The following is a 22,705-nucleotide window of genomic DNA, read 5'->3' as shown; positions in this document are numbered from 1 at the left end:
CTGGCCGCGCACGCGCTTGAGGTCGGCGAAGACGCGATAGCGCCCCTCGCCCCTGACCTGCTCCACGGCGGTCCCGAATGCGGCCTTGTAGTCGTACAAAACGAACAGCTCTGCGCGGTAAAAATGCCCCCGTCTGATGCGCCTTGACGGTGGATTTGTCCACGCGAACGGCCCGACAAATCGCCGCAAGACCTTAATTGATAACGGTTCGCAGAATTTGCCCCATGGGGTCCGGCGGCTCCTGCGGCTCCGTCACCCCTTCGGCAGATCGTCCAGCTTGCCGCGCAGCATCTGCAGGATGGCCGAGAAGTCGCGGCCGCCGTAGCCGAGGCCGTTGAACATCTGGAACAGCGCCTCGGTCTGGGCCCCCAGCGGCGTGGTCGCCCCGACCTTGGCCGCCGCGTCCTGCGCCAATTTCAGGTCCTTCAGCATCATGGCCGTGGCGAAGCCGCCGTCATAGTTGCGGTTCGACGGCGCCGTCGGCACCGGGCCGGGCCACGGGTAGTAGGTGGTCGTCGACCAGCTCTGGCCCGAAGACTTGGCGACGATGTCGAACATCTTCACCGGATCGAGGCCCAGCTTCTCGGCCAGGCCGATGGCTTCGCAGGTCCCCAGCATGGTGATGCCGAGGATCATGTTGTTGCAGATCTTGGCCGCCTGCCCCGCCCCGTGGTCGCCGGCGCGGAAGGTCGCGCGGCTCATCGGCTCCAGCGCCGCCTCGATGCGGGCGAAGTCCGGCTCGTCGCAGCCGACCATGAAGGCCAGGGTGCCGGCGTCGGCCGCCATGGTGCCGCCCGAGACGGGGGCGTCGGCGAAGGCGTAGCCGGCGTCCTTCCCGAGACCGGCGACCTTGCGGGCCGTGTCGACGTCGATGGTGGAGCAGTCGAGCAGCAGGGCGCTGGTCGGCGCGGCGCCGATCACCTGTTCCGAATAGACCTTCAGCACATGCGGACCGGCGGGCAGCATGGTGATGACGACGTCGGCGTCCCTGACCGCCTCGGCCACGGACCCGACCGGGGTGCAGCCCGCGGCGGCGGCGCGATCCAGAGCGTCCTGCGACAGATCGAAGGCGGAGACGGCGTTGCCGGCCTTCGCCTGGTTGGCCGCCATGCCTCCGCCCATGTTGCCGAGGCCGATGAAGGCGATCCTGAGGGTCATGGCGTGGTCTCCCGAATGATTTTCGGGAGCGTTAGCCCGTCCCCTGCCCTGTCGCCAGCGGCGCCGGGCGGATTTTCGCTCAGCCCGGCTTTCTGAATCGCAGCATGAACTGGCTGGTCCGGCCCCGGATCGCCGGATTGAAGACGTTCGCCGTTCGCGGATCTTCCGGATTGGCCAGAACCCCGCTCTCGCCGTCCAGCACGAAGCCGGCTGCCTGGACCTCCTGCTTGACCGCCTCGATGTCGATCCGGTGCAGGGTGTGGGCCGCGCCGAGGCCCGAACCGGCCGCCGCGTCATGGTCGATGATCACATAGCGGCCGCCCGGCTTCAGCGCCGCGAAGGCCGCCGCGTTGATCCTGGCCGCCGTGTCCGTCGGGAACGGCTGCAGGTGCAGGTCGTGGTAGTTCTGGGCGGTGAAGATCAGATCCAGCCCCGCCGGAAAGCCGGGCGCGCCGATCGGCGAGCGGACGCCGTCCACATTCGGCAGGGCGTCCGCCGCGCTCAGGCTGTCGCCATAACTGGCCTGGAAGGCGATGAACTCCTCGGGTTGCCAGGCGGTGACATGGCCCTCGGGCCCCACGGCCGCCGAAAGGAGTCGGGTGAAATAGCCGCCGCCGATGATCATGTCGGCGACCTTCTCGCCTGGCTTCACTCCGGCGAAGTCCAGCGTATAGGCCGCATGACGCGACTCATCCCTCGCGCGATCCGCGTCAGTGCGGATCGGATCGGCCAGGGCGGCCGCATAGCTATGGGGGAAGAAGTCGACCGCTGGAGCGACCGTCCAGCCGGCGGAAGACAGGGCGACGACCGCCACGGCGGCCATGAACAGGGAACGACGCATGGGAAATCCTCCTGACGCGCTATGGCGGCGCTGGCCGGAAGCTAGACCTTGAAGCGTCCCCCGTCAGCCCGGTTTGCGGAAGCGATAGACGAACCGGTCGGTGCGGCCGCGGATGCTTTCGTCGAACACGCTCAGGGAATGATCGTCGCCCGGAACGCGAACCGCGTCGCTCTCGCCGTCGAAGACGAAGCCGGCGGCCTCGACCTGTCGACGCAACTCGGCCGCCTCGATCCGGTGCAGGGTTCCGGCGACGCTGATTCCCGCCCCGTCGGCGGCCTGATGATCGAGGATGACGTAGAGGCCGCCGGGCTTCAGGGCCGCGAACACCGCCGCATTCATGCGCGCCACGTCCACGCCGAACCGGGGGATGGTGAAGTCATGGTACTCCTCGCCCATGAAGACGACGTCCAGGGGCCGGTCGAAGGTCATCGTCTCCAGCGCGCCCGTCACCCGGCTGACGTTCGGATAGGTCGATGCCAGGGTGTCGGCGAAGGCGTTCTCGCGTTGCGCCGTCTGATTGGGCACGAAGGCGTAGACTCGGCCGCCGGGACCGACGGCCGGCGCGAACAGACGAGTGAAATATCCCTCCTCCGGGCGGATGTCGGCGATCGCCTGCCCCGGCGCCAGCCGCATCAGGGCGAGCATGTCGGCGGGTTTGCGCAGCGGATCCCGCGCGACCTCGGCCGGCAGACGCCGGGGGTCGGCGACGGCCGCGGCGTGGCCGGCTTCCAGCCCCGCCCGGGCCTCGCCGCCGGGGAAGACGGTCTGGCCGTCCGTCAACGCGCAGCCGCCCAGGGCCGCCGAGGCCGCAAGCGCAATAGCCAAGGTCCTGATCATCACGATCCCTCCTGTTCCCGCGCCAAGCTACGCCCCGGAACCGGCGCGGATGCAAGACCTCACAGCCGGCGGCTCAGGGCAGCGGCGACCATTCCTCCGCCGCCGGCAGGGGCGCGAACAGGGCGTCCAGCGTCGCTTCGGTCACCCCGGCCAGATCGGCCGGCGACCAGTTCGGCGTATTGTCCTTGTCGACGATGACGGCGCGCACCCCCTCCTGGAAGTCGTGGCTGCGCACCACCCGGCCGCCGAGCCGGTATTCCATGGCCATGTTGTCGGCGAAGGTTCCCAGCGTCGCCCCGGTGCGCAGCTGGCGCAGGGTGATCTTCATCGACTGCGGCGACTTGGTCTTCAGAACGGCCAGCTGGGCCAGCGCCCATTCGGACCCGTCCGCCTCGAGCGCCGCGAAGATGGCCTCGACCGTGTCGAAGGCGAACAGCCGGTCGATGGCCTGGCGATGGGCCGCCGTCGGCGCGGCGCCGGGATCGGAGGCCAGAGTGTCCGCGACGGTTTTCGGTGCGGCGGGATGGGCGATCAGGGCGCTCTTCAGCGCCTCGACCCGGTCAGAAGGTACGAAGTGCGTATGGATGCCCAGGGCCACCGTGTCCGCCGCCTTCAGCCGCGCCCCGGTCAGGGCCAGCCAGACGCCGGTCCGGCCCGGCAACCGCGGCAGGAACCAGCCGCCGCCGACGTCGGGGAACAGGCCGATGCCGGTTTCGGGCATGGCGTAGGTCGTGCGCTCGGTGGCGATCCGCACCTCGGCCGGCTCGGAGATGCCGACCCCGCCGCCCATGACGATGCCGTCGACGATCGCGGTGATCGGCTTCGGATATTCGAACATCAGGTGGTTCAGCCGGTACTCGGTCCGGAAGAAAGCCATGGCCTCCGACGCATCCCCCGCCCCGCTCTCGGCGATCATGCGGATGTCGCCGCCGGCGCAGAAGCCTCGCTCGCCCGAATGGTCGATCATGACGGACTGCACGGCCGCGTCCTCGCGCCACGCCAGCAGCGCGGCCGTCATCGCCTCGCACATGTCCCGGTTCAGCGCATGCAGCGCCTTGGGTCGGTTCAGGGTGATGCGGCCCACGCCGGATTCGACGCGGGTCAGGACTTCGGAATCGCTCATGGGGGCCGCTCTACGGGCGCCGGGTCACTGCCGCAACATCTCTCGCGCCGTGATCACCCGCATGATCTCGTTCGTCCCCTCGAGAATGCGATGGACCCGCAGGTCGCGGACGATCCGTTCCAGCGGATAGTCCTTCAGATAGCCGTAGCCGCCGTGCAGCTGCAGGGCCTCGTCCGCGATCTCGAAACAGGCGTCCGTGGCGAACCGCTTGGCCATGGCGCACCATTTCGTCGCCTCTGGGTGGCGGGCGTCCAGGGCCCAGGCGCCGCGAAGGACCAGCAGGCGCGCCGCCTCCAGCTGGGTCGCCATATCGGCCAGCTTGAACTGGACATTCTGGAAATCAGACAACGGCTTGTTGAATTGTTTTCGCGTGGTGACGTAGGCCTGCGCCGCCTCCAGCGCCAGCCGCGCCCCGCCCAGCGAACAGGCGGCGATATTCAGCCGGCCGCCGTCCAGGCCCATCATGGCGTAGCGGAAGCCGTCGCCTTCCTTGCCCAGCAGATTCGCCGCCGGGATGCGGCAGTCGTCGAAGGCGACGATGGCCGTGGGCTGGCTGTTCCAGCCCATCTTCTTCTCCTGTGCCCCGAAGCTCAGGCCCGGCGCGTCCTTGTCGACGACGAAGGTCGAAATGCCCTTGGGCCCGTCCTGCCCCGTGCGGGCCATGACCACATAGACGTCCGATGTCCCCGCCCCCGAGATGAAGGCCTTGGATCCGTTCAGCACCCAGTGGTCGCCGTCCAGCCGGGCCGTGGTGCGCAGGCCCGCCGCGTCAGACCCTGAACCCGGCTCGGTCAGGCAGTAGCTGGCGATCCGCTCCATCGACACCAGCGAGGGCACATAGCGGCCGCGCAGATCGTCGGAGCCGAATTTGTCGATCATCCACGTGGCCATGTTGTGGATCGAGATGAAGGCCGCCGTCGACACGTCGCCCCGCGACAGCTCCTCGAAGATGAGCGCCGCCTCCACGCGGCCCAGAGCCATGCCGCCGTGCTCCTCGCCGGTGTAGATGCCGCAGAAGCCCATCTCGGCGGCCTGGCGCATGACGTCGACCGGGAAATGCTTGGTCTCGTCCCATTCGGCGCTGTGCGGAGCCAGCTCCGCCTCGGCGAACTGGCGGGCGGCGTCCTGGATGGCGCGCTGGTCGTCGTTGAGGGCGAAGTCCATGAAAGCTCCTGGGTCGTGGTCGGCCTCTGCCGGGCCGCTCGCGGTGCTTCTATCCAACCCCTGCCGCGGCGTCACCCTCGGCCTACGTCCGTTTCTGACGCAGGGCGTGCCAGATTGCCTGCGAGGGCGGCTGTGACCGGCGGGGAATGAACGGATGAGACGCATGAGACTCTTGAGACGCCACGCTCGCAGCGCACGGTTCGCACGCCTTGCACCGCGTTTTCGCGCGGGGACCCACCGCTCCGGACCCGCCAAACGCTTCGGCCCCTGTTTTCCCCGGCCGCCAAGCCGCCTATGACCGCTGCATGACCCAGCCGTTCGCCCCCGCCGCCTTCCCCTACGCCCGCCCCCGCCGCCTGCGCAGCAGCCCCTGGGTCCGCCGGCTGGTCGCCGAGACGACGCTGACGCCCGCCGATCTCGTCTGGCCGCTGATCGTCCATGACGGCGCCGAGGACCGGGTTCCGGTCGCCTCCATGCCCGGCGTCTTCCGCCTGTCGCCGAAAGCCGCCGCCGCCGCCGCCGTCGAGGCGCGCGATCTCGGCATCCCCGCCGTGGCCCTGTTCCCCAATGTCGACGGGGCCCTCAAGGACGCGATCGGCACGGGCGCGACCGACCCCGACGGCCTGATCCCCGCCTGCATCAGGGCCATCAAGGACGCCGCCCCCGAGATCGGCGTCATCACCGACGTGGCGCTGGACTGCTACACCGACCACGGCCACGACGGCGTGGTCGAGGACGGTCGCATCCTCAATGACGCCAGCCTCGAGCGGCTGGCCGAACAGGCCTTCATCCACGCCCACGCCGGGGCCGACGTGGTCGCCCCCTCGGACATGATGGACGGCCGCGTCCAGGCCATCCGCGAGGCGCTGGAGGCCAACGGCTTCCACGACACCATGATCCTGTCCTACGCCGCCAAATACGCCTCGGCCTTCTACGGCCCCTACCGCGACGCCGTGGGGTCGGCGAAGGCCCTGACCGGCGACAAGAAGACCTACCAGATGGACTACGCCAATTCCGACGAGGCCCTGCGCGAGGTGGCCATGGACATCGCCGAAGGCGCCGATGCCGTCATGGTCAAGCCGGGGATGCTGTATCTCGATATTATTCAGCAGGTTAGAGAGACTTTCAAAATTCCGACCTTCGCCTATCAGGTGTCCGGCGAGTACGCGATGATGCGGGCCGCCATGGCCAATGGCTGGCTCGACGAGGACCGCGCCATCCTCGAATCCCTGCATGCTTTCAAGCGCGCCGGGTGCGCCGGGATGCTGAGCTATTTCGCCCCGCAGGCGGCGCGGCTGCTGGGCGGATGACGCTCGACGACTTCACGCGCGTCGCCCTCAGCCTGCCCGAGGCGGTTCAGGGCGCGCACATGGGTCGCACCGACTTCCGGGTGGGCAATCGCATCTTCGCCAGCCTGCATCCGGACAAGGACGCCGGCATGGTGCTCCTCAAGCCCGAGGAACAGGCGATGCTGGTGGAGGCGGAACCGGCGATCTTCGCCCCGGTCCCCGGCGGCTGGGGCAAGAGCGGCGCAACGCTGGTGTTCGTGGCCGGGGTGGACGAGGCGACCCTGCGCGACGCCCTCACCCGGGCGTGGCGTCACCGCGCCCCGCGGTCGGCGATCGCGGCGCTCTAGGGTTCCGACCGCCCCAGCAGGTCGACCAGGTCGTCCTTCCAGAACACCGCCCAGGTGTGGGTCCCGTGCCCCTTCCCCCCGGCGCTGTTGGGGATCAGCCGGTAGCGGACGCCGGCGATGCGCGGCATGAACTGCTCCGCCAGGCCCAGCTCCGGCGGATTGATGAAGTCGTCGGCCGAGTTGATCCAGGTCATGGGCGCGGTGATTCGCTCCAGCCCGGCAGAGGGATCGTAATCGAATGAGGCGTTGACCTGATACCAGAGGTCGTTGGCGTCCAGCGCCGGGATGCGTCGCGCCTGCTGCGCCGCCAGCCACTCATCGACAGCGGCCGGGGTCGCCAGATCCTGCTGCATCGCCATCGGCGCCGAGCCCGCCAGCAGCAGCAGGTCGACCGCGGCGCGCAGCCCCTCGACGGGCTGGGCGGCATAGTCGCCGCCGGCCCAGACCGGGTCGCTGCGGATCGCATCCTTCAGCATGGTGCGCCACAGCCGGTTGCGGCCGACGATGGCGGTCGGCTGGCAGGCCATGGGCATCAGGGCCTGAGCGAAGTCCGGATGGGTTTCGGCCCAGACGAAGATGTGCATACAGCCCATCGAGGTTCCGAGGATGAGTCGCAGGCGATCGACGCCGAGGCCCTCGGTCAGCAAGCGGCGCTGCGCCTCGACCATGTCCGCGTAGCCGTACTCCGGAAAGCGGGCGCGCGAGCCGTCCGACGGCTTCGACGAGCCGCCGTGGCCGAGGTTGTCGGGCATGACGATGTAGTAGCGCGCGATGTCCAGCGGCTGGCCGGGCCCGAACAGCTCGCCGGCGAACTGGGGCGACAGGAACTGAGCGCCTGTCCCGCCCGTCCCATGCAACAGCAGCACGGCGTTCTCGACCCGCCCGTCGGCGCCGCGGCGCGGCTGGCCCAGAGTCCGGTAATGCATGCGCAGTTCGGGCAGGGCCTGGCCGGAGGCGAGGACGAAGTCGGCGACGCTGAAATGCCCCTCCGCCGGCGCAGGCTGGGCCGCCGCCACCGAGGACAGCAGCAGGGCGGCGAGGCCGCACAGGGCCGGAACCAGGCGTTTCATCGCGTCAGGTCTCCATCGTCAAAGCGAAAGCCGCGCCGACCAGCCGTCATGGGCGACGTCGACGTGCCCGGGCACAGCAGCCTTCAGGGCGTTGTAGTCCAGATCAAGGTGCAGGTTGGTCAGAACGGCGCGTTTCACGCCCGACCGCGCGATCCAGTCCAGCGCCTTCTCGACATGAGCGTGGGTCGGGTGCGGGGTCCAGCGCAGGGCGTCGACGATCCACAGAGCGCAACCCCGCACCGCCCCGATCGCCGCCTCGTCGAGGTCGGACACGTCGCTGGAATAGGCCACCGGCCCGATGCGGTAGCCGACGGAGCGGATCGGCCCGTGGGCCTGGTCGAAGGTCAGGACCGGGATGGCGCCGCCTGCGCCCTCGACCGACCAGGCCTCGCCATGCGGCGGGATTAGCTTGTCGTCGAGGATGGCCGGATAGCCTTCCACGCTTTCGAAAATGTAGCGGAACCGTTCGTGGAGGGCGGCGTAGGTGGCCGCATCCATCCAGGCCGGGAGCCGCCGACGGGCCCGCTGGGCGAAGACCCGCAGGTCGTCGATGCCGTGGGTCTGGTCGGCGTGGTCGTGTGTGTAGAGCACCGCATCGATGTGGCGGACGTCGGCGGCCAGCACCTGGGCCCGCAGGTCGGGCGACGTGTCGATCAGCACGCTCGTCACGCCGTCCGGCCCGTGGCGGCGGACCAGCAGCGAACAGCGGGTGCGGGCGTTCCTCGGCTCGGCCGGATCGCAGGCGCCCCAGTCGCCGTCCCCGCGCGGCACGCCCCCCGACGAACCGCAGCCGAGGATCACCACCTCCAGCTCGCCCGTCGCCCCGGTCATGCCCCCTCCGGTCGCGGGATGCGGTCGAACAGGGCGAAGAAGGCGTCGGTCGTGCGGGCCTCGGCCTCGTCCCGGCTCCAGCCGCGGATCTCCGCCAGCTTGTCCAGCACATGAACCACCCAAGCCGGCTCGTTGCGCCGCCCCCGGTGCGGCATGGGCGCCAGATAGGGGCAGTCGGTCTCGACGATGATCCGGTCCGCCGGCATGGCCGCCACGATCTCGCGCACATCGCTGGCCGCCTTGAAGGTGGCGATCCCGGACACGGAAAACCATGCCCCCAGCTCCGCCGCCTTTTCCGCCAGTTCCGGGCCACTGGTATAGCAGTGCATGAGGAACCGGAACGGTCCCTCGGCCTGTTCCTCGGCCAGGATGGCGGCCATGACGTCGTCGGCCTCGCGCGTGTGCACCACCAGCGGCAGGCCGGTCCGGCGCGCGGCGGCGATATGGGTCCGGAACACCGCCGCCTGAACGTCGCGGGGGCTGAGGTCGTAGTGGAAATCCAGCCCGCATTCGCCGATCCCGACCACCCGCGGACGCCCCGCCAGCTCGACCAGCCGGTCGGCGGTCAGGTCGACGTGATCCTTGGCCTCGTGCGGGTGGGCCCCGACCGTGCACCAGATGTCGTCATGGGCCATGGCCAGGCCGTGGGTGGCCTCGAAGGTCGACAGCTTGTCGGAAATCTCGACCATCAGGCCGACCCCGGCCGCGCGGGCCCGGGTGATGACCGCGTCGCGATCCTCGTCGAACTGCGGGGCGTGCAGATTGACGTGACTGTCGATGATCATCCGCCGCCCGCCTTGGTGCGCTGCAGGTCGGCCAGGGCTCCGGCCAGGACGTCTCCCCGATCCAGATTGATGGCGGCGGTCCGGTCCGGCAGTTCGGACAGGCGGCTCCACAGCTCGGCCCAACGCGCCCCCGAGGCCCCCTCCTCCAGAGCCCGCACCTTCACGGCCGCGATCAGCCGGTCCATCAGAGTTTCGAACCGCTCCTGCCCTTCCGCCCCGCGGAACCGGTCGGCCACGGCCAGGGCCTCGGCCCGGTCCACGGCCGGCGCCGCGACCCAGGCCTGGGCCAGTTGGTCTGCCTCCAGCGTGGCCCCGGAGGCCAAGGCCAGCGCCTGTCCCGGCGAGCCGGCCGCCATGGCGGCGATGCGCGCGGCCTCGGCCGAAGACACGCCGGTCTGGTTGCGGACCAGTTCCTCCAGCGCATGCAGGGGCCAGACCGGGAAGGCCAGACGGCGACAGCGTGAGCGGAGGGTCGACAGCAGACGCCCCGGCGCATGGGTCACCAGGAACAGCACCCCGCGCTCCGGCGGCTCTTCAAGAACCTTGAGCAAGGCATTGGCCGCATTCAGATTCAGGTCATCGGCGGCGTCGATGATCGCCACCCGATAATGGGCCTGCGAGGGACTCTTGGAAAAGAACTCCGGCAGGTCGCGGGCCTGATCGACCGAGATGGACTTCTTCGTCTTGCCGCCCTCGACGGCGCGTTCCAGCACCAGCAGGTCGGGATGGGACTGGGCCGTGACCAGACGGGCGACCGGATCGTCCGGCCGGGTCCCCAGCAAGCCGCGCGATGGATCCGGCGCCGCTCCCAGCAGACGGCGGGCGGCGCGGTAGGCGAACGTCGCCTTGCCGGACCCCTCGACGCCGCAGAGCAGCCAGGCGTGGTGGAGCCGACCCTTGTCGAAGGCGTCCAGAAACGCCGCCTCGGCCGCGGCGTCCGGAATCAGGTCGAACCGGTCGCGCGGATGCTCGCTCACAGCAGCCGCGCCTCTATCGCCGCCCACACGCGGGCCGCAACGGCGTCCTGATCCCCGTCGGCGTCGATGACGACGCAGCGCTCGGGATGGCGCGCGGCGATGTCGAGGAAGCCGCGCCGCAGACGCTCGTGGAATTCCAGCCCCTTTGACTCGAAGCGCGTTTCGAACAGCCCCCGTCCGAAGGCGCGCTCCAGACCGATACTGACCGGCAGGTCGAAGATCAGGGTAAGGTCCGGCTGGGTGTCGCCGACAATGGCGGCATCGAGCGTTTCGATGAACGCCGCGGGCGTTCCGCCGCCGACGCCCTGGTAGGCGCGGCTGGAATCGGCGAAGCGGTCGCAGACCACCCAGCGTCCCGCTTCCAGCGCGGGCCGGATGGTTCGCTCCAGATGGTCGCTTCGGGCGGCGAACATCAGCAGCGTCTCGGTCATGGGCGACCAGCGGCCAGCGTCGCCATTCAGGGCGATGTTGCGGATGTCCTCGGCCCCCGCCGACCCTCCCGGTTCGCGCGTCTGGACCACCTCGAGATCACGCGCGCGCAGGCGTTCCACCAGGCGCGCGACCTGGGTCGACTTGCCGGTCCCCTCACCGCCTTCGAATGTAATGAATCTGCCCTGGGTCACCGGCGCACAATGGCGGCGCCGGCCCGGTTCGCAAGCCTCAGCGCGCCGATATCAACAGGGCGTCGGCGTATCCGCGCGCGATGACCGCCTGGCGGGCGTGTTCCGCGGCGTTGGCGTCGGGCCACGGCCCCACCAGAACGCGGAACAGCCCTTCGCCGCCGCCGGACGAGACATCGACAGTGGCGCGATGTCCCAGCCGATCGGCGACGCGTCGCGCCGCCCGGCGGTCCGGAAAGGCGCCGGCCTGGATCCAGTAGGCGTCGTCGCCGGGCGCGGGTTCAGAAGGCGGAGCCGCAATTGGCCGCGGCGCCGGCGTCGCGGCGTATTGCAGCGCTGTCCCGCCACCGATGCGGGGGGCCCGACCCAGATAACGCACCCTCACCTCGCCCACCCCCGCCGACAGCAGGCCCAACGCCGAGGCCGAGCCGCGCGACAGGTCGATAATCCGGCCGTCGACGAACGGGCCGCGATCGTTGACCCGCGCAACGATGCGGCGGCCGTTGGCCAGGTTGGTGACCTCCACCAGTCCGGGCAGCGGCAGCGTCTTGTGCGCGGCCGTCAGCGCATGCATGTCGAATCGCTCGCCGGTCGCGGTCGGTCGGCCGTTGAACTGGTCTCCGTACCAGGACGCCATGCCGGTCTCGTCGTAGCGGGGTTGTTCTTCCGGCTGATACCAGCGTCCGCGGATCTGATAGGGGCGCATGGTCCCCGCGACAATCGGCGCGGGATCCGTCACGACCGGGAGACGGCCGGCATCCGGTCGCGCGCCGCCGGCGCAGGCGGCCAGAAGCGACAGCAGCGCAACGGCCAGGGCGCCCCTGACCAGCTTGATGGTGAGTTTCGTCCTCATCGCCCCGTCCCTGAACGCCGGAAGGATGCCCCGAGACATTTCCGCTTTGGTTAACAGGACGTTTGGCGCTATGCGGCCCATGCGCTCGATACGACGGACAGGTGGCCGAGTGGTTTAAGGCAGCGGTCTTGAAAACCGCCGCAGGTGAAAGCCTGCCGTGGGTTCGAATCCCACCCTGTCCGCCACCGTTTCGCCGAGCCGGCTCTGAAGGGTAGTTGGCCCTCCAAGCCACGGTATTGCCGCGCCAAAAGCCTGCGCATGGGTGAGCTGCGCCGCCGTTCCTGCGCTGGATAGCCCGTACCAGGCGCGTATTCGCGCTTCCGTCTCTGCCGGTCCGCGGCCGCACACCCTTTGAGCAATGCGAGTTCCGCCTGTTCTGACGAAAAGCACGCTCAGGATCGCCGGCCTAAAGTCGCGGATTCCGGCGGAAAGCGCCTGACTGCCGGCCCGCAGCAAGGTTGCGTCGCTCGAGGAGTCGCAAAATTAACAGGTGATAACAGGTCCAGTTTGGGCGGAAAACACGTCCTGCAACGCTCAAAACCACGCCCAGTTTCGCATCAAGCAGGCGGCTAAGCTGGCTGGCCGAAGCCCAGCAGACGTCGTTGTGCATCCCAGCTGCAAGGCACTTCGCTCTCTCGAAGAACCTCGAGCGTGAGACCGACGGGCTGCTGGCCATCCATGATGGCCTGCTGGATGTCGGGGGAGAGGAAGGCGAGGCGGACCAATTTGCGGATATAGGGATCGTTGATCCCGGCCATCTCCCGCCATGCAGGCCTCCGGAGCATCACGTCAGCGCCCGCTTGTCGGAGTTCACGGTGTCCCCGCCGCAGTCCGGCGACCAGCACCTTGTCGATTCTCCTGCGGTTCGTCGGCGCGTCGATGGATGCGGTAGTCCATGATCTTCCGCCTCGCATGGCCAGATTCACAGGGAGCGTCAGCATCAACCCGTCGGAGGTCTCGATGAGCTCATGGCGCGACCGGCGACACAGCCGGCTTTCGAGTCCGGGCGCAAACAGGAGCCGGACGGAGTGATCGATGAGCATGACGGATGTGAGGAGTGGGCGCAGGGAGGACCATTCGCCGAGGCTGTTCCCGTGACCTCGCGGAGCGCCTCCACAATCGTTGTCTCAACCAGAAGAGCCGATACGCGAGGATGGCTTTGACCGGATCGAGTTTCCCCGCGCTGAACGGCCGTCGATACATAGTACCGGTAGGTCCGCTCCTCCTGCCGCGTCGCCACGGGGCTCATCGGCCGCCGGTGGCATCTTTCAGCAGGCCGGTTAGCAGCGCCGGTGATGACTGACGCCTGGCGCGCCTCGCACCCCCATTGGCAGCAAGCGTAACGCCTACGGCGTCAAACGTTGGCCGATTGATGATCGGCTCGTGCAAGCCGGCAAACACCTTCTCGCGGTGCTTGATGTCGCCGACGTAGATCGGATTGCGCAGCATGTGGAACAGGGCCCCGCGGTTGATCGGCAGCCCGCCGGTCCGGTTGCCCTTCCCGGAAACCCTGACCTTCGATGTGACCCCCTGCTGTTCGAGTTCCAACTTGAGCTGATGCACCGAGCCGAGCTCGAGATAGCGCGCGAAGATGCGGCGCACGGTGGTCGCCTCGTCGGGCACGATCTTCAAGGTCCGCTCGTGGCCGGCGTAGCCAAGGGGTGGTGCGCCCCCCATCCACATGCCCTTGGCCTTGGACTGGGCGATCTTGTCCCGGATCCGCTCGCCTGTGACCTCGCGTTCGAACTGAGCGAATGACATCAGCGCGTTCAGAGTCAGCCGGCCCATGCTGGTCGTGGTGTTGAACGCCTGGGTCACCGAGACGAACGAAACCCCCTTGCGGTCGAACTGGTCGACGATCCGGGCAAAATCCGGCAGCGACCGCGTCAGGCGGTCCACCTTGTAGACCACCACGACATCGATCAGGCCGGAGCCGATGTCGCGAAGCAGGCTGACCAGACCCGGGCGTTCCATGTTCCCGCCGGAGAAGCCGCCATCGTCGTAGACGGTCCGGACCGGCTTCAGCCCTCGCCCTTCTGCGAGACGATGTAGGCGGCGCAGGCCTCGCGCTGGGCATCCAGCGAGTTGAAGCTCTGCTCCAGACCCCCCTCGGAGCTTTTGCGGGTGTAGATGGCGCAGCGCAGCGCCTTCAACGCACTGCCTCCTTGCCCAGTCCGAAGAAGCGAGGCCCGTTCCAGCGGCTTCCCGTAATCTGGCGAGCGATTTCGGAAAGGCTTTTCCAGCGCTGGCCTGCGTAGAGAAACCCGCCGGCGCCATCGATCTGACCGGAGCGCTCTACCTGCCCAGCCAACAACTGCATCTGACCGGCGGCGGGCGGCTGGGTGCCCAATTGATGACCTGCGGATGATTGTCGTGAATCGGCTTGATCTGAACGGTAACCGCCGCATTTGGCTCAATGGGGGGGGGGGGGGCGCGGGCGGGGGTGTGCCTGATAGAATAGGCGAGGCAGGTGTTAGACTTGGGGTGGAACCCGTAGCCAAATCTGCTACGGAAACGTGTCGGGCCGATAGGGGTGCATCCGCGCGCGGGCAGCACGCCGTCCATGGCGCTAGCCTGTCTAACGGCCCGGCCCATGCCACGTTTTCACACCGCTGACGCCGATGGTTGGGATTTAAGAGCGGCGCCCAGAGTTGGCGAAGGCGACGCTTCATGATCGGAAACGCGGGTCGCCGCGGCCTCGATGCTTTCGAACAACGCCCGAACGTTGAGGGGCTTCGCGAGGTGGCCGTCCGCACCCGCTTTCGTGCCCGCGGTCACATGCTCCGGCAACACGTTGGCCGTCAGCATGATGATCGGGGTGCGCGGCCGGGTGCGTGACGCCTCTTCCCGGCGAATTTCATGGACCGCCGTGAGGCCGTCCATGACGGGCATCTGCATATCCATGAGGATCACGTCGAAGCACTGCGCCCGGAAGAGTTCAAGCGCCTGGCATCCATCCTCCGCCATCGTCAGTTCGATCCCGGTGTCGGCGAGCATCAGCTCCACCACCCGGCGGTTGGTGGGATGGTCATCGGCCAGCAGCACCCGTAGCGGGATCTCCCGAATGGTAACCTCGGGGGAAGCTTGCGGCGCTGGCGAGATGGCCGCCACCTCCTCGAACGGAAGGGAGAGCCAGAACCGCGATCCGCGACCCGGCTCGCTGGCGCAGTCAAGCTCGCCTCCCATGAGCATGGCCAGTTCGCGACTGATCGCCAGACCCAGCCCGGTGCCCCCGAAACGCCGTGTGATGGTGCCGTCGGCCTGCTGGAAGCGCCCGAACAGTTGCGCCTTCATGGCGGGATCAAAGCCGATGCCGGAGTCCTCGATATCGATCCGCAGCAGTCCAGGGCCGTCAACGCTCAGCGAAACCTTGACCGCACCGTCCTCGGTGAACTTGATGGCGTTCGACACCAGATTCCCGACGACTTGGCGAAGACGGACGCCGTCGCCCCAGACGCACAGATCGCGGACATCTCCGCTATCAAAAGCCAGATCGACGCCCTTGGCCGCTGCCTGGAGACGATAGAGCCCGACAACCGAACGTATTAGGTCGACGATGTCCACCTCGACCCGCTCGATCTGAAGCTTGCCGGACTCGATACGGGCGGAATCGAGGATGTCTGCCAGCAGATGACTGAGCATCTGGCCGGACGTGCCGATGATCTCCACCATCTCCTTTTGCGCCGACGCCAGGTCCGTGGCGCCGAGCAGATCGGCCATCGCCACGACCCCGTTGAGCGGGGTCCGGATTTCATGGCTCATGTTCGCAAGGAATTCGGTCTTGGCGAGATTCGCCGATTCCGCGGCGTCCCGGGCAACCCGTTCCCGCTCCGCGGTCGCAAGCAGTTGCCTTTCTGCCTCCATCTGCGCGGTAACGTCGATAAGCGCTCCGATAAGCGCCGCCCTTCCCTCGAATTCTGTGGCGACGATATAAGGCGCGATGAGCAGTTCACGACCCTCCGCGGTAAAGTGCCGCCACACCCGCTCGGCCGAATAAACCTTCCCTAATCCTTCCGACTTCAACGCCAGGAACGCCTCCCACTCCTCGATCGGAAGGATATCCGCCAAGGACATCCCGACGAAGTCGTCTCGCGCGTAGCCGTATTGTCTTACAGCCGCCTCGTTTACGTCGATGAAAGTACCCGTTGACCTCTCGATGATGGCGAGAGGGACCGGGTTTGCGGAGAACAGCAGTTCGAAGGACAACTCGCGCCGTTTCAACTCCGTAATGTCGATGACGCTGCTCAGAACGCCCCCCGACGTAAGGTTGCGATCCTGCACTTGGAACCAGCGACCGTCGCTCTGGAGCTGTTCGTGCGGGTCCGCGTCGGCCATTCGTCGCCCCCTCACCCGCTCCTCGATCCACGCAGTTTCGCGCCCAACGATCTCGGGTTTGCCTCCTTCCGCTAGCACCCCCTGCAAGAGCTGTCGGTACGGTCGCCCCTTCTTCAGGTGCATGGCGAACGAGCCCGCTGACCCGGCATATCCACTGTTCCACGCGGCCAGCCGGTCCTCTCCGTCGTACAAGGCCACTCCCACGGGCAGAGCCTCCACCATCTCGCTCATCAGCACGCTGGCGCTAACCGCTTTGGCTGACGACCGCTCAGCTCGCCGGCGGGCCGCCTCCAGGCTGCGGCGGGCCGCCAGCAGCTCGATCTCGTCACCAACCAGTCCCGCAACGTCGGCCAAGGCGGCCGCGAGCGAGGCGTCGAATGGCCGCGGCGCCGGGTCCACAATCGTTACGCAGCCGATGCGATATCCCTGAATTGTGATCGGGGCGCCCGCGAAAAAGCGGATGTAAGGCGGACCGACGACCATGGAGCCATCGGCAAAGCGCTGATCCTTGCGGCAATCCTCAATCCAGAGGACGTCCGGCGAGAGGATCACCCAAGCCGAGGCGGTCTCGTGGCGCGGCTGGTCGCTCGCCGCAAGGCCTTCGGCAGCTGCGTACCAAACCGTATCGTCTTCGACGAAGGCGACGGATGCACTCAGGCTCGCCGTTAAGCGACGAGCGAGGCGGGTCGCGCGTTCCAGATGAAGCGATTGCTGGATGTCGCGAAGCTTCAGGCGCCGAAGCGCCTTGAGACGACCAGCCTCATCTTGAGGCTTGGGAGCGGGATGCACGCCATACTCCTGACAGTTGCTCCCGGATGGTGGCTGCATGCGGTGCACATGCCGTTAAAATTGGCGAGAATTCCGCATCTTCGTTGCAGGTCGGGCGGAGGACGTAGCACTCCCGCCTGACGCTAGCGTCGTCTATCGACCCGTAGACCATTGTCCGCTCCCGACCCTCAGGCGACATTCCGGTGATCCCGCGAAATGCTGCAAAACTGAAAGGCGTCTGCCACCCACAGGGCTGCCAACCCGGCGATCATGGTCACCATAAAGGTCACGTGTGACCCGTGGAGCGGGAGCAAAAGCAAGCACGCCCCGAAGCCCCCCGCTCCAATCCAGAGACGCCGTCGTTCGAGAACGCGGAACTGCCGCACAATCTCATGGCTCGGCAGGCCATCCCGTTCGAAATAAGATGCCAAGTGCGAAGGGAAAAGGAAAAACGCGATGGCGTAGACGGGGACCAAGAAAAGGATCAGCCGTCCGATTTCGACATAGGTCATCGCCACAGTAGCTCTGTAGGTGAGGCCGCGCCAATGTCCGCTTCCGGCAAAAGCTTTCTGCCCAAAAGCAGACGTTGGTCCCTCGCCTCGCCTAAACGCCATTCGCTGAACCGGGCCAGAGACTCGAACCTCACACGCATACCAGCTCTTCTGCCGCGCCCAGCGTCGAGACTGGTTGCCATCAGACTGACAGCACCCAAGCAGTCCTCCATAATCAACACCATCGTTGACGAGCATTGGTCACCGTGGCAACCTCGAAGGAGGGAGAGCGCTATGGTTGAAGCCGTTCATATCGACGTCGTCGTGATAGGGGCCGGACTGGCCGGCCTGCGCGCCCTTCACACCTTCCGGGCACAAGGGTTCGGGGTTCAGGTGCTGGAAGCGTCCGACGAGATCGGCGGCGTCTGGAACTTCAATCGCTATCCGGGAGCCCGCTGCGACGTCGAAAGCTTCGACTATTCGTACCGCTTTTCCGAAGAGCTGGAACAGGAATGGCGATGGACCGAGCGCTACGCGAAACAGCCGGAAATCCTGCGCTATATCAATCACGTTGCCGACCGTTTTGACCTGCGCCGCTCTGTCAGCCTGAACACGCGCGTTCGGCGCGCAGAGCTGGACGCTTCCACGGGCCGCTGGCTGATCGAGGCGGAAGACGGGCGGCGCTGGTCCGCCCAACGGTTCGTCATGGCCGTGGGTCAACTGTCCACACCCAAGGCGACGACCTATCCGGGACAGAAGGCGTTCGAGGGGCAGATTTTCTACAGCGCCCGCTGGCCACGCGAGCCGGTCGATCTGCGGGGCAAGCGGGTGGCCATTATCGGCACCGGTTCATCCGGGGTACAGATGACACCGATCATCGCAGCCCAGGCCGAGCACCTGACGGTCTTCCAGCGGACAGCGAACTATTCCATTCCCGCCGCCAATGCGCCCGTTTCGGACGAGGAAGATCGGGCGGTGAAGGCCAACTACCGCACACGCCGCGAGGCCGCGCGGAACTCCCCCAGCGGCCTCGGTTTTGCGCCCGATCCCCGGTCCGCCGCCGAGGTCGATCCGGACGAGCGCGAACGGGCCTTCGAGGCGGCCTGGAACCGTCTGGGGTTTGGCTTTGCCCTGACGTTCAAGGATATCCTGCTGAACCAGGCCGCCAACGACATCGCCTCGGCCTTCGTGCAGAGAAAGATCGGCGAGCAGATCGAGGACCCGGCGCTGCGCGACAAGCTGGTGCCAAAGGGCTTCCCTTTCGGAACGCGCCGGCCTTCCGTCGATGGAGGCTACTTTGCCACCTTCAACCGGCCAAACGTGTCTTTGGTGGACATCAGCGAGACGCCGATCGAGCGCTTCACCCCGACAGGTGTTCGCACGACGGCGCAGGATATACCGTTCGACGTGGTGATCTATGCCACGGGGTTCGACGTCTTCACCGGCTCGATCCTGAAGATCGATATCGTGGGCCGGGACGGCAAGACCCTGAAGGACGCCTGGGCCGGCGGTCCGGCCAGCTATCTGGGCATCGGGGTCCACGGCTTTCCCAACCTGTTCTTCGTCGGCGGACCCGGCAGCCCGTCCCTTCTGAGCAATGTCATACTGTCGAGCGAGGAACAGATCGACTGGCTGGCGGCCCTCTTCGACGCGGCGCGACAGCAGGGCGTATCGGAGATCGAGGCGACACAGGCGGCCCAGGCAGACTGGGTGGACCACGTCAACGCCCGCGCCCATGAGACCCTCTATATGAAGACGCCATCCTACTACATCGGGGCCGAGATGCCCGGTAAGCCCCGCGTCTTCATGCCCTACTCCGGCGGTGTCCGTGGCTATCGCCGCATCCTCGAAAAAGCGGCGGCGCAAGGCTACGAGGGCTTCGACCTGCGCGGCAGCGAGACGATGCGTGCCGCTTCCTGACGGGTCGCTGGACCCCGATCTGGCCAAGTGGCTCACGGACCCGCGCGTTGCCCTGAGCGTGCCCACGGATCTGACGGCGTTTCGGTCGGGAGCCAACGGCTATCTCGCGCGTGCGCCCAGACCGGACGTCCACGCCGTCGAGGACGTGGAGATCACCGGGCCGGGCGGACCCCTGGCTCTACGTGTCTATCGGCCAGCGCCGGGGCCGGATCGGGCTATCGTGGTCTTTCTGCATGGCGGAGCCTTCGTTTTCGGCAACCTCGAAACCCACGACGCCGTGTGCCGACGCCTTGCCTTGAGCAGCGGCCTGACCCTGGTCGCGGTCGATTACCGGCTGGCCCCGGAGCATCCGTACCCTGCGGGCATGGACGACGCGGTCGCCGCCCTGGACTGGGTCAGAACGCGCTTTGCCGGCCTCCCCGTCGAGCTGGCTGGAGACAGCGCAGGAGCCTGGCTGGCCCTGGCGACCGCGCTGGGGTCGGCGGCCGTCGGACAGCCGGTCAAGGGTCTGGCCTTGCTCTATCCGGCGGTGGACCCTGGCTGCGCCAGCGCATCCCAGTTGGCTCTTGGGCAGGACCACATGCTGACGCGGACGTTCATGCTGTGGGCATGGCAGGCCTACGCCAGGGACGGCATGGTCGACCTGATGGGTGGCGACCTGTCGACGCTGCCGTCCACCACGGTCATTACGGCTGGCTTCGATCCCTTACGGGACGAGGGACAAGCTTTGGTCGAGCGAGCACGGAAGGCGGGCGTAGAGGTCAAGGCCTACCATTATCCGGACATGATCCACGGGTTCGCGGGCCTCCCACAGGGCAGTAGACGCAGCGACGACGCAATCGCGCGCCTTGCGGAAGGGCTGGTCGCTGCCCTGACCTGAGCGAGGTCAGAGGCCGCCGAAGTCGGGCGGACGACGGGCGACAAAGGCGGTGATACCCTCCCGGCCCTCGGGCAGGCCGACGGCCTCTGCGATGCCTTGCGCCTCCAGTTCGAGCTGCGTCTCCAGCCCGTTGGACAGGGCCTGATGCAGCAGGGCCCGCGTGCGGGCGAAGGCGCGCCGCGGACCCTGTGCGAGCGTCTCGGCGAGTGTGAAGGCCTCGTCCTGCAAGGCCTCGTCGTCGATCGCCTGGGTGATCAGCCCGATCCGCTCGGCCTCCACGGCATCGATCCGCGCGCCGGTCAGCGCCAGCCGCTGCGACTGGCGGTATCCGACCAAGCGTGGCAGGAGCCAGGTCGCCCCGCCATCGGGCGTCAGGCCGATCGCGCCATAGGCCATAGCGAACTTCGCCGATCGGGCCCCCAAAGCGACGTCGCCCAGGATGGCCAGGCCAAAGCCGGCGCCGGCCGCTGCGCCGTTAATCGCCGTCACCAGAGGCTTGTCCATCCGCGCCAGTCGCGCAACCGCCATATGCAGGGACGCGGTCAGGCCTTGCACGAGAATCGACGCACCCGGACCGGCGGCCGCGAAGGCCTTCACGTCGCCGCCAACGCAGAATGACTTCCCCTGCCCGGTCAGCACCACCGCCCGTATGTCGTCGTCGGATGCACAGGCCAGGGCGGCTTTCAGCAGGCCGTCGGCCATCTCCTGGTCGATGGCGTTGCCGGTGTCGGGGCGCGAAAGAGTCAGGACCGCGACGCGATCCCGGACCTCGATCTGGACAGCCTCGCTCATCGTTTCAGGACAACGGAGCCGCCGTTGGCCCCCAGGCCCAGCACGGCGGACATGGCGATGCGGGCGTCCGGCACCTGGCGCCCCCCGGCCTGGCCGCGGAGTTGCCACCCCAGTTCGCAGACCTGCATCAGCGCCTGGGCCGTCGTGGCCTCGCCGAACGACAGGAAACCGCCGCTGGGGTTGATCGGGAGCGAACCGTCGATCTCGAACTCGCCATCCGCCAGTCTTCTGTCGCTTTCGCCCGGAGCGTGGAAACCGAAGAACTCCGGCCATGCCAGAATGTGCCAGGCGGTATTGTCGGCGATCTCGATCAGGTCGATGTCCCCGGGACCAACGCCGGCGATCTCCCAGCCGCGGCGCACGGCCGAGACCACCTCGCTCGTATGCGGCACGCCGGGCCTCGGCGTGGCGGACACTGTGGGAATTCGCGCCGCTGGATCGCCGAATGTCCCGGTGGCGATAGCGCTGGCGGCGACCTGGATCATGGGGCCGCCGGCGCGCCGCGCCTGGGCTTCCGTACCCAGGATGACCGCGGCCGCCCCGTCGCTCACGGCGCAGATTTCAAGCAGATGCAGCGGATCGCTGACGACCGGCGACGCCAGCACCTCGCCCACCGTCGAGGCCGTTCTGAAGCGGGCGTTCGGATTGTGCACCGCGTTGCGGCGCATCAGGACGGAAGCGGCCGCCAGGGTTTCGGCGCTGGTGCCGAAGTCATGCATGCGCCGGCGGGTCTCCATCGCCCAGTAGGCCGGATTGGTCGCCCCCATGGTGACCCAGCGCAGATAATCGCTGTCGCTGATGTCGTCGGCGCTGCCGGGCGGCCGCGGGATGAACCCCTTGGGCATCCGCTCGGCGCCCATCGCCGCCATCACGTCATACTGGCCGCTGGCGACCATCATGTGCGCTGTGTGGAAGGCAATGGCCCCCGCCGCACAGGCGCCGCCGACATTGACGCAGGCGATTCCTCGCTCGGCGACGGCCTGGACCGCCTCGTTGGCGTGAAGACCCCAGCCCATCCCGCCTTCGAACCGCGAACTGGCGGCGACCAGACCCTGAAGGTCTTTCCAGTCGAGGGCGGCGTCCTTGAGCGCAGCGCCCATGGCGTGGAGCGCGAGCGCGATCTGGGTCTTTTCAGGCCACTTGCCCCAGGGATGGGCCCCGACGCCGAGCAAATAGACCGGTCTCATGACACGGCTCCGCGCCCGAGGTCCGCTACGAAAACGTGCGTCGTGACTTCGCCGCTCTCATTCGTGTTGTACAGCGTCCGAACCGCGAGCCTGACGGGCATGCCGATATGGATGTCCTCGACGGGCACGGACAGCACCGCCATCAGGCGCAGGCCGTCCGCAAGATCCACCAGACCGATCGCATACGGCGCCCACGGTTCCATCTGGAACAGCGGAGGCGGGCGGTAATTCTGGACGGTGTAGCTGTAAAGCTCTCCAAGACCGCCGATCAGCGCGGGTGCGACGTGTGGGTCATGGCATTCGGGGTTCCGGCAGTTGGACGAAGAGGGGAAATAGACCGCCCCACACCCCACACAGCGGGAACCGTTCAGACGAGGGACCTCTGCCTCCACCTCGAACAGGCCTTCGACGACGGGGACGGCCGAGAAGGTCATTTC

Annotated in this window: 25 protein-coding genes and 1 tRNA gene; 5 read left to right on the top strand and 21 right to left on the bottom strand. The window is 67.5% G+C overall.

Translation table 11 applies throughout. The features are described from left to right. From ASD59_RS14540 to ASD59_RS05705, 6 genes are all read right to left on the bottom strand, one after another. Positions 1 to 99, bottom strand: a 99-nt coding sequence (locus ASD59_RS14540; protein WP_235561733.1) for a hypothetical protein, incomplete at its 3' end; no start/stop codon positions are given. Positions 100 to 252: 153 nt separating this feature from the next. After that, entirely contained in the window at positions 253 to 1,296 is a 1,044-nt protein-coding gene (gene mmsB / locus ASD59_RS05725) for a 3-hydroxyisobutyrate dehydrogenase (protein WP_082560088.1), read from the bottom strand. Continuing rightward, positions 1,238 to 1,999 (bottom strand): class I SAM-dependent methyltransferase, encoded by a 762-nt coding sequence (locus ASD59_RS05720; protein ID WP_055829534.1) that lies wholly within the window; start codon positions 1,997 to 1,999, stop codon positions 1,238 to 1,240. The genes mmsB and ASD59_RS05720 overlap by 59 nt, the downstream gene beginning before the upstream one ends. Before the next feature lie 63 nt (positions 2,000 to 2,062). Beyond that, entirely contained in the window at positions 2,063 to 2,824 is a 762-nt protein-coding gene (locus tag ASD59_RS05715) for a class I SAM-dependent methyltransferase (protein ID WP_235561723.1), read from the bottom strand. A gap of 85 nt (positions 2,825 to 2,909) precedes the next feature. Further along, entirely contained in the window at positions 2,910 to 3,959 is a 1,050-nt protein-coding gene (locus ASD59_RS05710) for an enoyl-CoA hydratase/isomerase family protein (RefSeq protein ID WP_055829530.1), read from the bottom strand. 24 nt (positions 3,960 to 3,983) lie between these two features. Further along, the gene (locus ASD59_RS05705) at positions 3,984 to 5,123 is read right to left on the bottom strand and encodes an isobutyryl-CoA dehydrogenase (RefSeq protein ID WP_055829527.1); all 1,140 of its coding nucleotides are present in this window, start codon (positions 5,121 to 5,123) and stop codon (positions 3,984 to 3,986) included. 305 nt (positions 5,124 to 5,428) lie between these two features. Here ASD59_RS05705 and hemB point away from each other — a divergent pair, with 305 nt between their 5' ends. Both hemB and ASD59_RS05695 read left to right on the top strand, forming a co-directional pair. Next, a complete protein-coding gene (hemB, locus tag ASD59_RS05700) occupies positions 5,429 to 6,433 on the top strand; it encodes a porphobilinogen synthase (RefSeq protein ID WP_055829524.1) in 1,005 nt (334 codons plus the stop codon). Continuing rightward, a complete protein-coding gene (locus ASD59_RS05695; protein WP_055829522.1) occupies positions 6,430 to 6,759 on the top strand; it encodes an MmcQ/YjbR family DNA-binding protein in 330 nt (109 codons plus the stop codon). The genes hemB and ASD59_RS05695 overlap by 4 nt, the downstream gene beginning before the upstream one ends. Here the strand turns inward: ASD59_RS05695 and ASD59_RS05690 are convergent. The 6 genes from ASD59_RS05690 to ASD59_RS05665 are packed head-to-tail and all read right to left on the bottom strand — an operon-like array spanning position 6,756 to position 11,895. After that, positions 6,756 to 7,829 (bottom strand): alpha/beta fold hydrolase, encoded by a 1,074-nt coding sequence (locus tag ASD59_RS05690; protein ID WP_055829519.1) that lies wholly within the window; start codon positions 7,827 to 7,829, stop codon positions 6,756 to 6,758. The genes ASD59_RS05695 and ASD59_RS05690 overlap by 4 nt on opposite strands. A gap of 18 nt (positions 7,830 to 7,847) precedes the next feature. Beyond that, a complete protein-coding gene (locus tag ASD59_RS05685; protein ID WP_055829518.1) occupies positions 7,848 to 8,660 on the bottom strand; it encodes an MBL fold metallo-hydrolase in 813 nt (270 codons plus the stop codon). Then, positions 8,657 to 9,445, bottom strand: coding sequence for a TatD family hydrolase (locus tag ASD59_RS05680; RefSeq protein ID WP_055829515.1), 789 nt, complete (start codon positions 9,443 to 9,445; stop codon positions 8,657 to 8,659). The genes ASD59_RS05685 and ASD59_RS05680 overlap by 4 nt, the downstream gene beginning before the upstream one ends. Beyond that, positions 9,442 to 10,422 (bottom strand): DNA polymerase III subunit delta', encoded by a 981-nt coding sequence (locus tag ASD59_RS05675; protein WP_055829512.1) that lies wholly within the window; start codon positions 10,420 to 10,422, stop codon positions 9,442 to 9,444. The genes ASD59_RS05680 and ASD59_RS05675 overlap by 4 nt, the downstream gene beginning before the upstream one ends. Then, positions 10,419 to 11,045 (bottom strand): dTMP kinase, encoded by a 627-nt coding sequence (tmk, locus tag ASD59_RS05670; RefSeq protein ID WP_055829510.1) that lies wholly within the window; start codon positions 11,043 to 11,045, stop codon positions 10,419 to 10,421. The genes ASD59_RS05675 and tmk overlap by 4 nt, the downstream gene beginning before the upstream one ends. Positions 11,046 to 11,082: 37 nt before the next feature. Next, positions 11,083 to 11,895, bottom strand: a complete 813-nt coding sequence (locus ASD59_RS05665; RefSeq protein WP_055829507.1) for a septal ring lytic transglycosylase RlpA family protein — start codon at positions 11,893 to 11,895, stop codon at positions 11,083 to 11,085. Positions 11,896 to 11,990: 95 nt separating this feature from the next. On the opposite strand from ASD59_RS05665, the gene ASD59_RS05660 reads away from it, so the two are divergent. Continuing rightward, positions 11,991 to 12,080 (top strand) — tRNA-Ser (locus ASD59_RS05660). Between the two features lie 384 nt (positions 12,081 to 12,464). Here the strand turns inward: ASD59_RS05660 and ASD59_RS14195 are convergent. The 6 genes from ASD59_RS14195 to ASD59_RS05640 form a co-directional block, all read right to left on the bottom strand. Then, positions 12,465 to 12,938 (bottom strand): hypothetical protein, encoded by a 474-nt coding sequence (locus ASD59_RS14195; protein ID WP_055829503.1) that lies wholly within the window; start codon positions 12,936 to 12,938, stop codon positions 12,465 to 12,467. Between the two features lie 202 nt (positions 12,939 to 13,140). Then, positions 13,141 to 13,920, bottom strand: a complete 780-nt coding sequence (locus ASD59_RS13865; RefSeq protein ID WP_235561732.1) for a recombinase family protein — start codon at positions 13,918 to 13,920, stop codon at positions 13,141 to 13,143. Beyond that, on the bottom strand, positions 13,917 to 14,048 hold the full coding sequence (locus tag ASD59_RS14535) for a recombinase family protein (protein ID WP_235561734.1): 132 nt from the start codon (positions 14,046 to 14,048) through the stop codon (positions 13,917 to 13,919). The genes ASD59_RS13865 and ASD59_RS14535 overlap by 4 nt, the downstream gene beginning before the upstream one ends. After that, the gene (locus ASD59_RS14530) at positions 14,045 to 14,215 is read right to left on the bottom strand and encodes a DUF2924 domain-containing protein (RefSeq protein ID WP_082560087.1); all 171 of its coding nucleotides are present in this window, start codon (positions 14,213 to 14,215) and stop codon (positions 14,045 to 14,047) included. The genes ASD59_RS14535 and ASD59_RS14530 overlap by 4 nt, the downstream gene beginning before the upstream one ends. Positions 14,216 to 14,499: 284 nt before the next feature. Further along, on the bottom strand, positions 14,500 to 17,019 hold the full coding sequence (locus ASD59_RS05645; protein WP_055829496.1) for an ATP-binding protein: 2,520 nt from the start codon (positions 17,017 to 17,019) through the stop codon (positions 14,500 to 14,502). 167 nt (positions 17,020 to 17,186) lie between these two features. Beyond that, positions 17,187 to 17,510: a hypothetical protein gene (locus ASD59_RS05640; RefSeq protein WP_055829493.1), complete on the bottom strand. Its 324-nt coding sequence runs from the start codon at positions 17,508 to 17,510 to the stop codon at positions 17,187 to 17,189. A 33-nt stretch (positions 17,511 to 17,543) separates the two neighbouring features. Between ASD59_RS05640 and ASD59_RS05635 the strand changes: the two genes are divergently transcribed. Beyond that, on the top strand, positions 17,544 to 19,409 hold the full coding sequence (locus tag ASD59_RS05635) for a flavin-containing monooxygenase (RefSeq protein ID WP_235561722.1): 1,866 nt from the start codon (positions 17,544 to 17,546) through the stop codon (positions 19,407 to 19,409). Continuing rightward, positions 19,396 to 20,289 (top strand): alpha/beta hydrolase, encoded by an 894-nt coding sequence (locus tag ASD59_RS05630; RefSeq protein WP_055829487.1) that lies wholly within the window; start codon positions 19,396 to 19,398, stop codon positions 20,287 to 20,289. Before ASD59_RS05635 ends, ASD59_RS05630 begins: the two co-directional genes overlap by 14 nt. A gap of 6 nt (positions 20,290 to 20,295) precedes the next feature. Here ASD59_RS05630 and ASD59_RS05625 read toward each other — a convergent pair whose 3' ends face one another. The 3 genes from ASD59_RS05625 to ASD59_RS05615 are packed head-to-tail and all read right to left on the bottom strand — an operon-like array spanning position 20,296 to position 22,702. Then, entirely contained in the window at positions 20,296 to 21,081 is a 786-nt protein-coding gene (locus tag ASD59_RS05625) for an enoyl-CoA hydratase/isomerase family protein (RefSeq protein WP_055829478.1), read from the bottom strand. Then, the gene (locus ASD59_RS05620) at positions 21,078 to 22,268 is read right to left on the bottom strand and encodes a lipid-transfer protein (protein WP_055829475.1); all 1,191 of its coding nucleotides are present in this window, start codon (positions 22,266 to 22,268) and stop codon (positions 21,078 to 21,080) included. The genes ASD59_RS05625 and ASD59_RS05620 overlap by 4 nt, the downstream gene beginning before the upstream one ends. Beyond that, on the bottom strand, positions 22,265 to 22,702 hold the full coding sequence (locus ASD59_RS05615; protein WP_055829471.1) for a Zn-ribbon domain-containing OB-fold protein: 438 nt from the start codon (positions 22,700 to 22,702) through the stop codon (positions 22,265 to 22,267). Before ASD59_RS05615 ends, ASD59_RS05620 begins: the two co-directional genes overlap by 4 nt. Between the last annotated feature and the right edge of the window lie 3 nt (positions 22,703 to 22,705).

The sequence above is a fragment of the Brevundimonas sp. Root608 genome (genome assembly GCF_001427825.1).
Classification (GTDB): domain Bacteria; phylum Pseudomonadota; class Alphaproteobacteria; order Caulobacterales; family Caulobacteraceae; genus Brevundimonas.
Note: the sequence above shows the minus strand (reverse complement) of the source record. Positions and strands in the feature narration are given on the sequence as shown.

Excerpts from the sequence above, each read along its gene's own strand:
- ASD59_RS14195 (WP_055829503.1), bottom strand. The coding sequence starts at position 12,938 with ATGCTCATCGATCACTCCGTCCGGCTCCTGTTTGCGCCCGGACTCGAA.
- ASD59_RS05625 (WP_055829478.1), bottom strand. The coding sequence starts at position 21,081 with ATGAGCGAGGCTGTCCAGATCGAGGTCCGGGATCGCGTCGCGGTCCTG.
- ASD59_RS05615 (WP_055829471.1), bottom strand. The coding sequence starts at position 22,702 with ATGACCTTCTCGGCCGTCCCCGTCGTCGAAGGCCTGTTCGAGGTGGAG.
- hemB (WP_055829524.1), top strand. The coding sequence starts at position 5,429 with ATGACCCAGCCGTTCGCCCCCGCCGCCTTCCCCTACGCCCGCCCCCGC.
- ASD59_RS05710 (WP_055829530.1), bottom strand. The coding sequence starts at position 3,959 with ATGAGCGATTCCGAAGTCCTGACCCGCGTCGAATCCGGCGTGGGCCGC.
- ASD59_RS05720 (WP_055829534.1), bottom strand. The coding sequence starts at position 1,999 with ATGCGTCGTTCCCTGTTCATGGCCGCCGTGGCGGTCGTCGCCCTGTCT.
- ASD59_RS05640 (WP_055829493.1), bottom strand. The coding sequence starts at position 17,510 with ATGACCTATGTCGAAATCGGACGGCTGATCCTTTTCTTGGTCCCCGTC.
- ASD59_RS05680 (WP_055829515.1), bottom strand. The coding sequence starts at position 9,445 with ATGATCATCGACAGTCACGTCAATCTGCACGCCCCGCAGTTCGACGAG.
- ASD59_RS05635 (WP_235561722.1), top strand. The coding sequence starts at position 17,544 with ATGTCCGCTTCCGGCAAAAGCTTTCTGCCCAAAAGCAGACGTTGGTCC.
- ASD59_RS05665 (WP_055829507.1), bottom strand. The coding sequence starts at position 11,895 with ATGAGGACGAAACTCACCATCAAGCTGGTCAGGGGCGCCCTGGCCGTT.
- ASD59_RS05690 (WP_055829519.1), bottom strand. The coding sequence starts at position 7,829 with ATGAAACGCCTGGTTCCGGCCCTGTGCGGCCTCGCCGCCCTGCTGCTG.
- ASD59_RS05685 (WP_055829518.1), bottom strand. The coding sequence starts at position 8,660 with ATGACCGGGGCGACGGGCGAGCTGGAGGTGGTGATCCTCGGCTGCGGT.
- ASD59_RS05695 (WP_055829522.1), top strand. The coding sequence starts at position 6,430 with ATGACGCTCGACGACTTCACGCGCGTCGCCCTCAGCCTGCCCGAGGCG.
- ASD59_RS14530 (WP_082560087.1), bottom strand. The coding sequence starts at position 14,215 with ATGCAGTTGTTGGCTGGGCAGGTAGAGCGCTCCGGTCAGATCGATGGC.
- ASD59_RS05705 (WP_055829527.1), bottom strand. The coding sequence starts at position 5,123 with ATGGACTTCGCCCTCAACGACGACCAGCGCGCCATCCAGGACGCCGCC.
- ASD59_RS05620 (WP_055829475.1), bottom strand. The coding sequence starts at position 22,268 with ATGAGACCGGTCTATTTGCTCGGCGTCGGGGCCCATCCCTGGGGCAAG.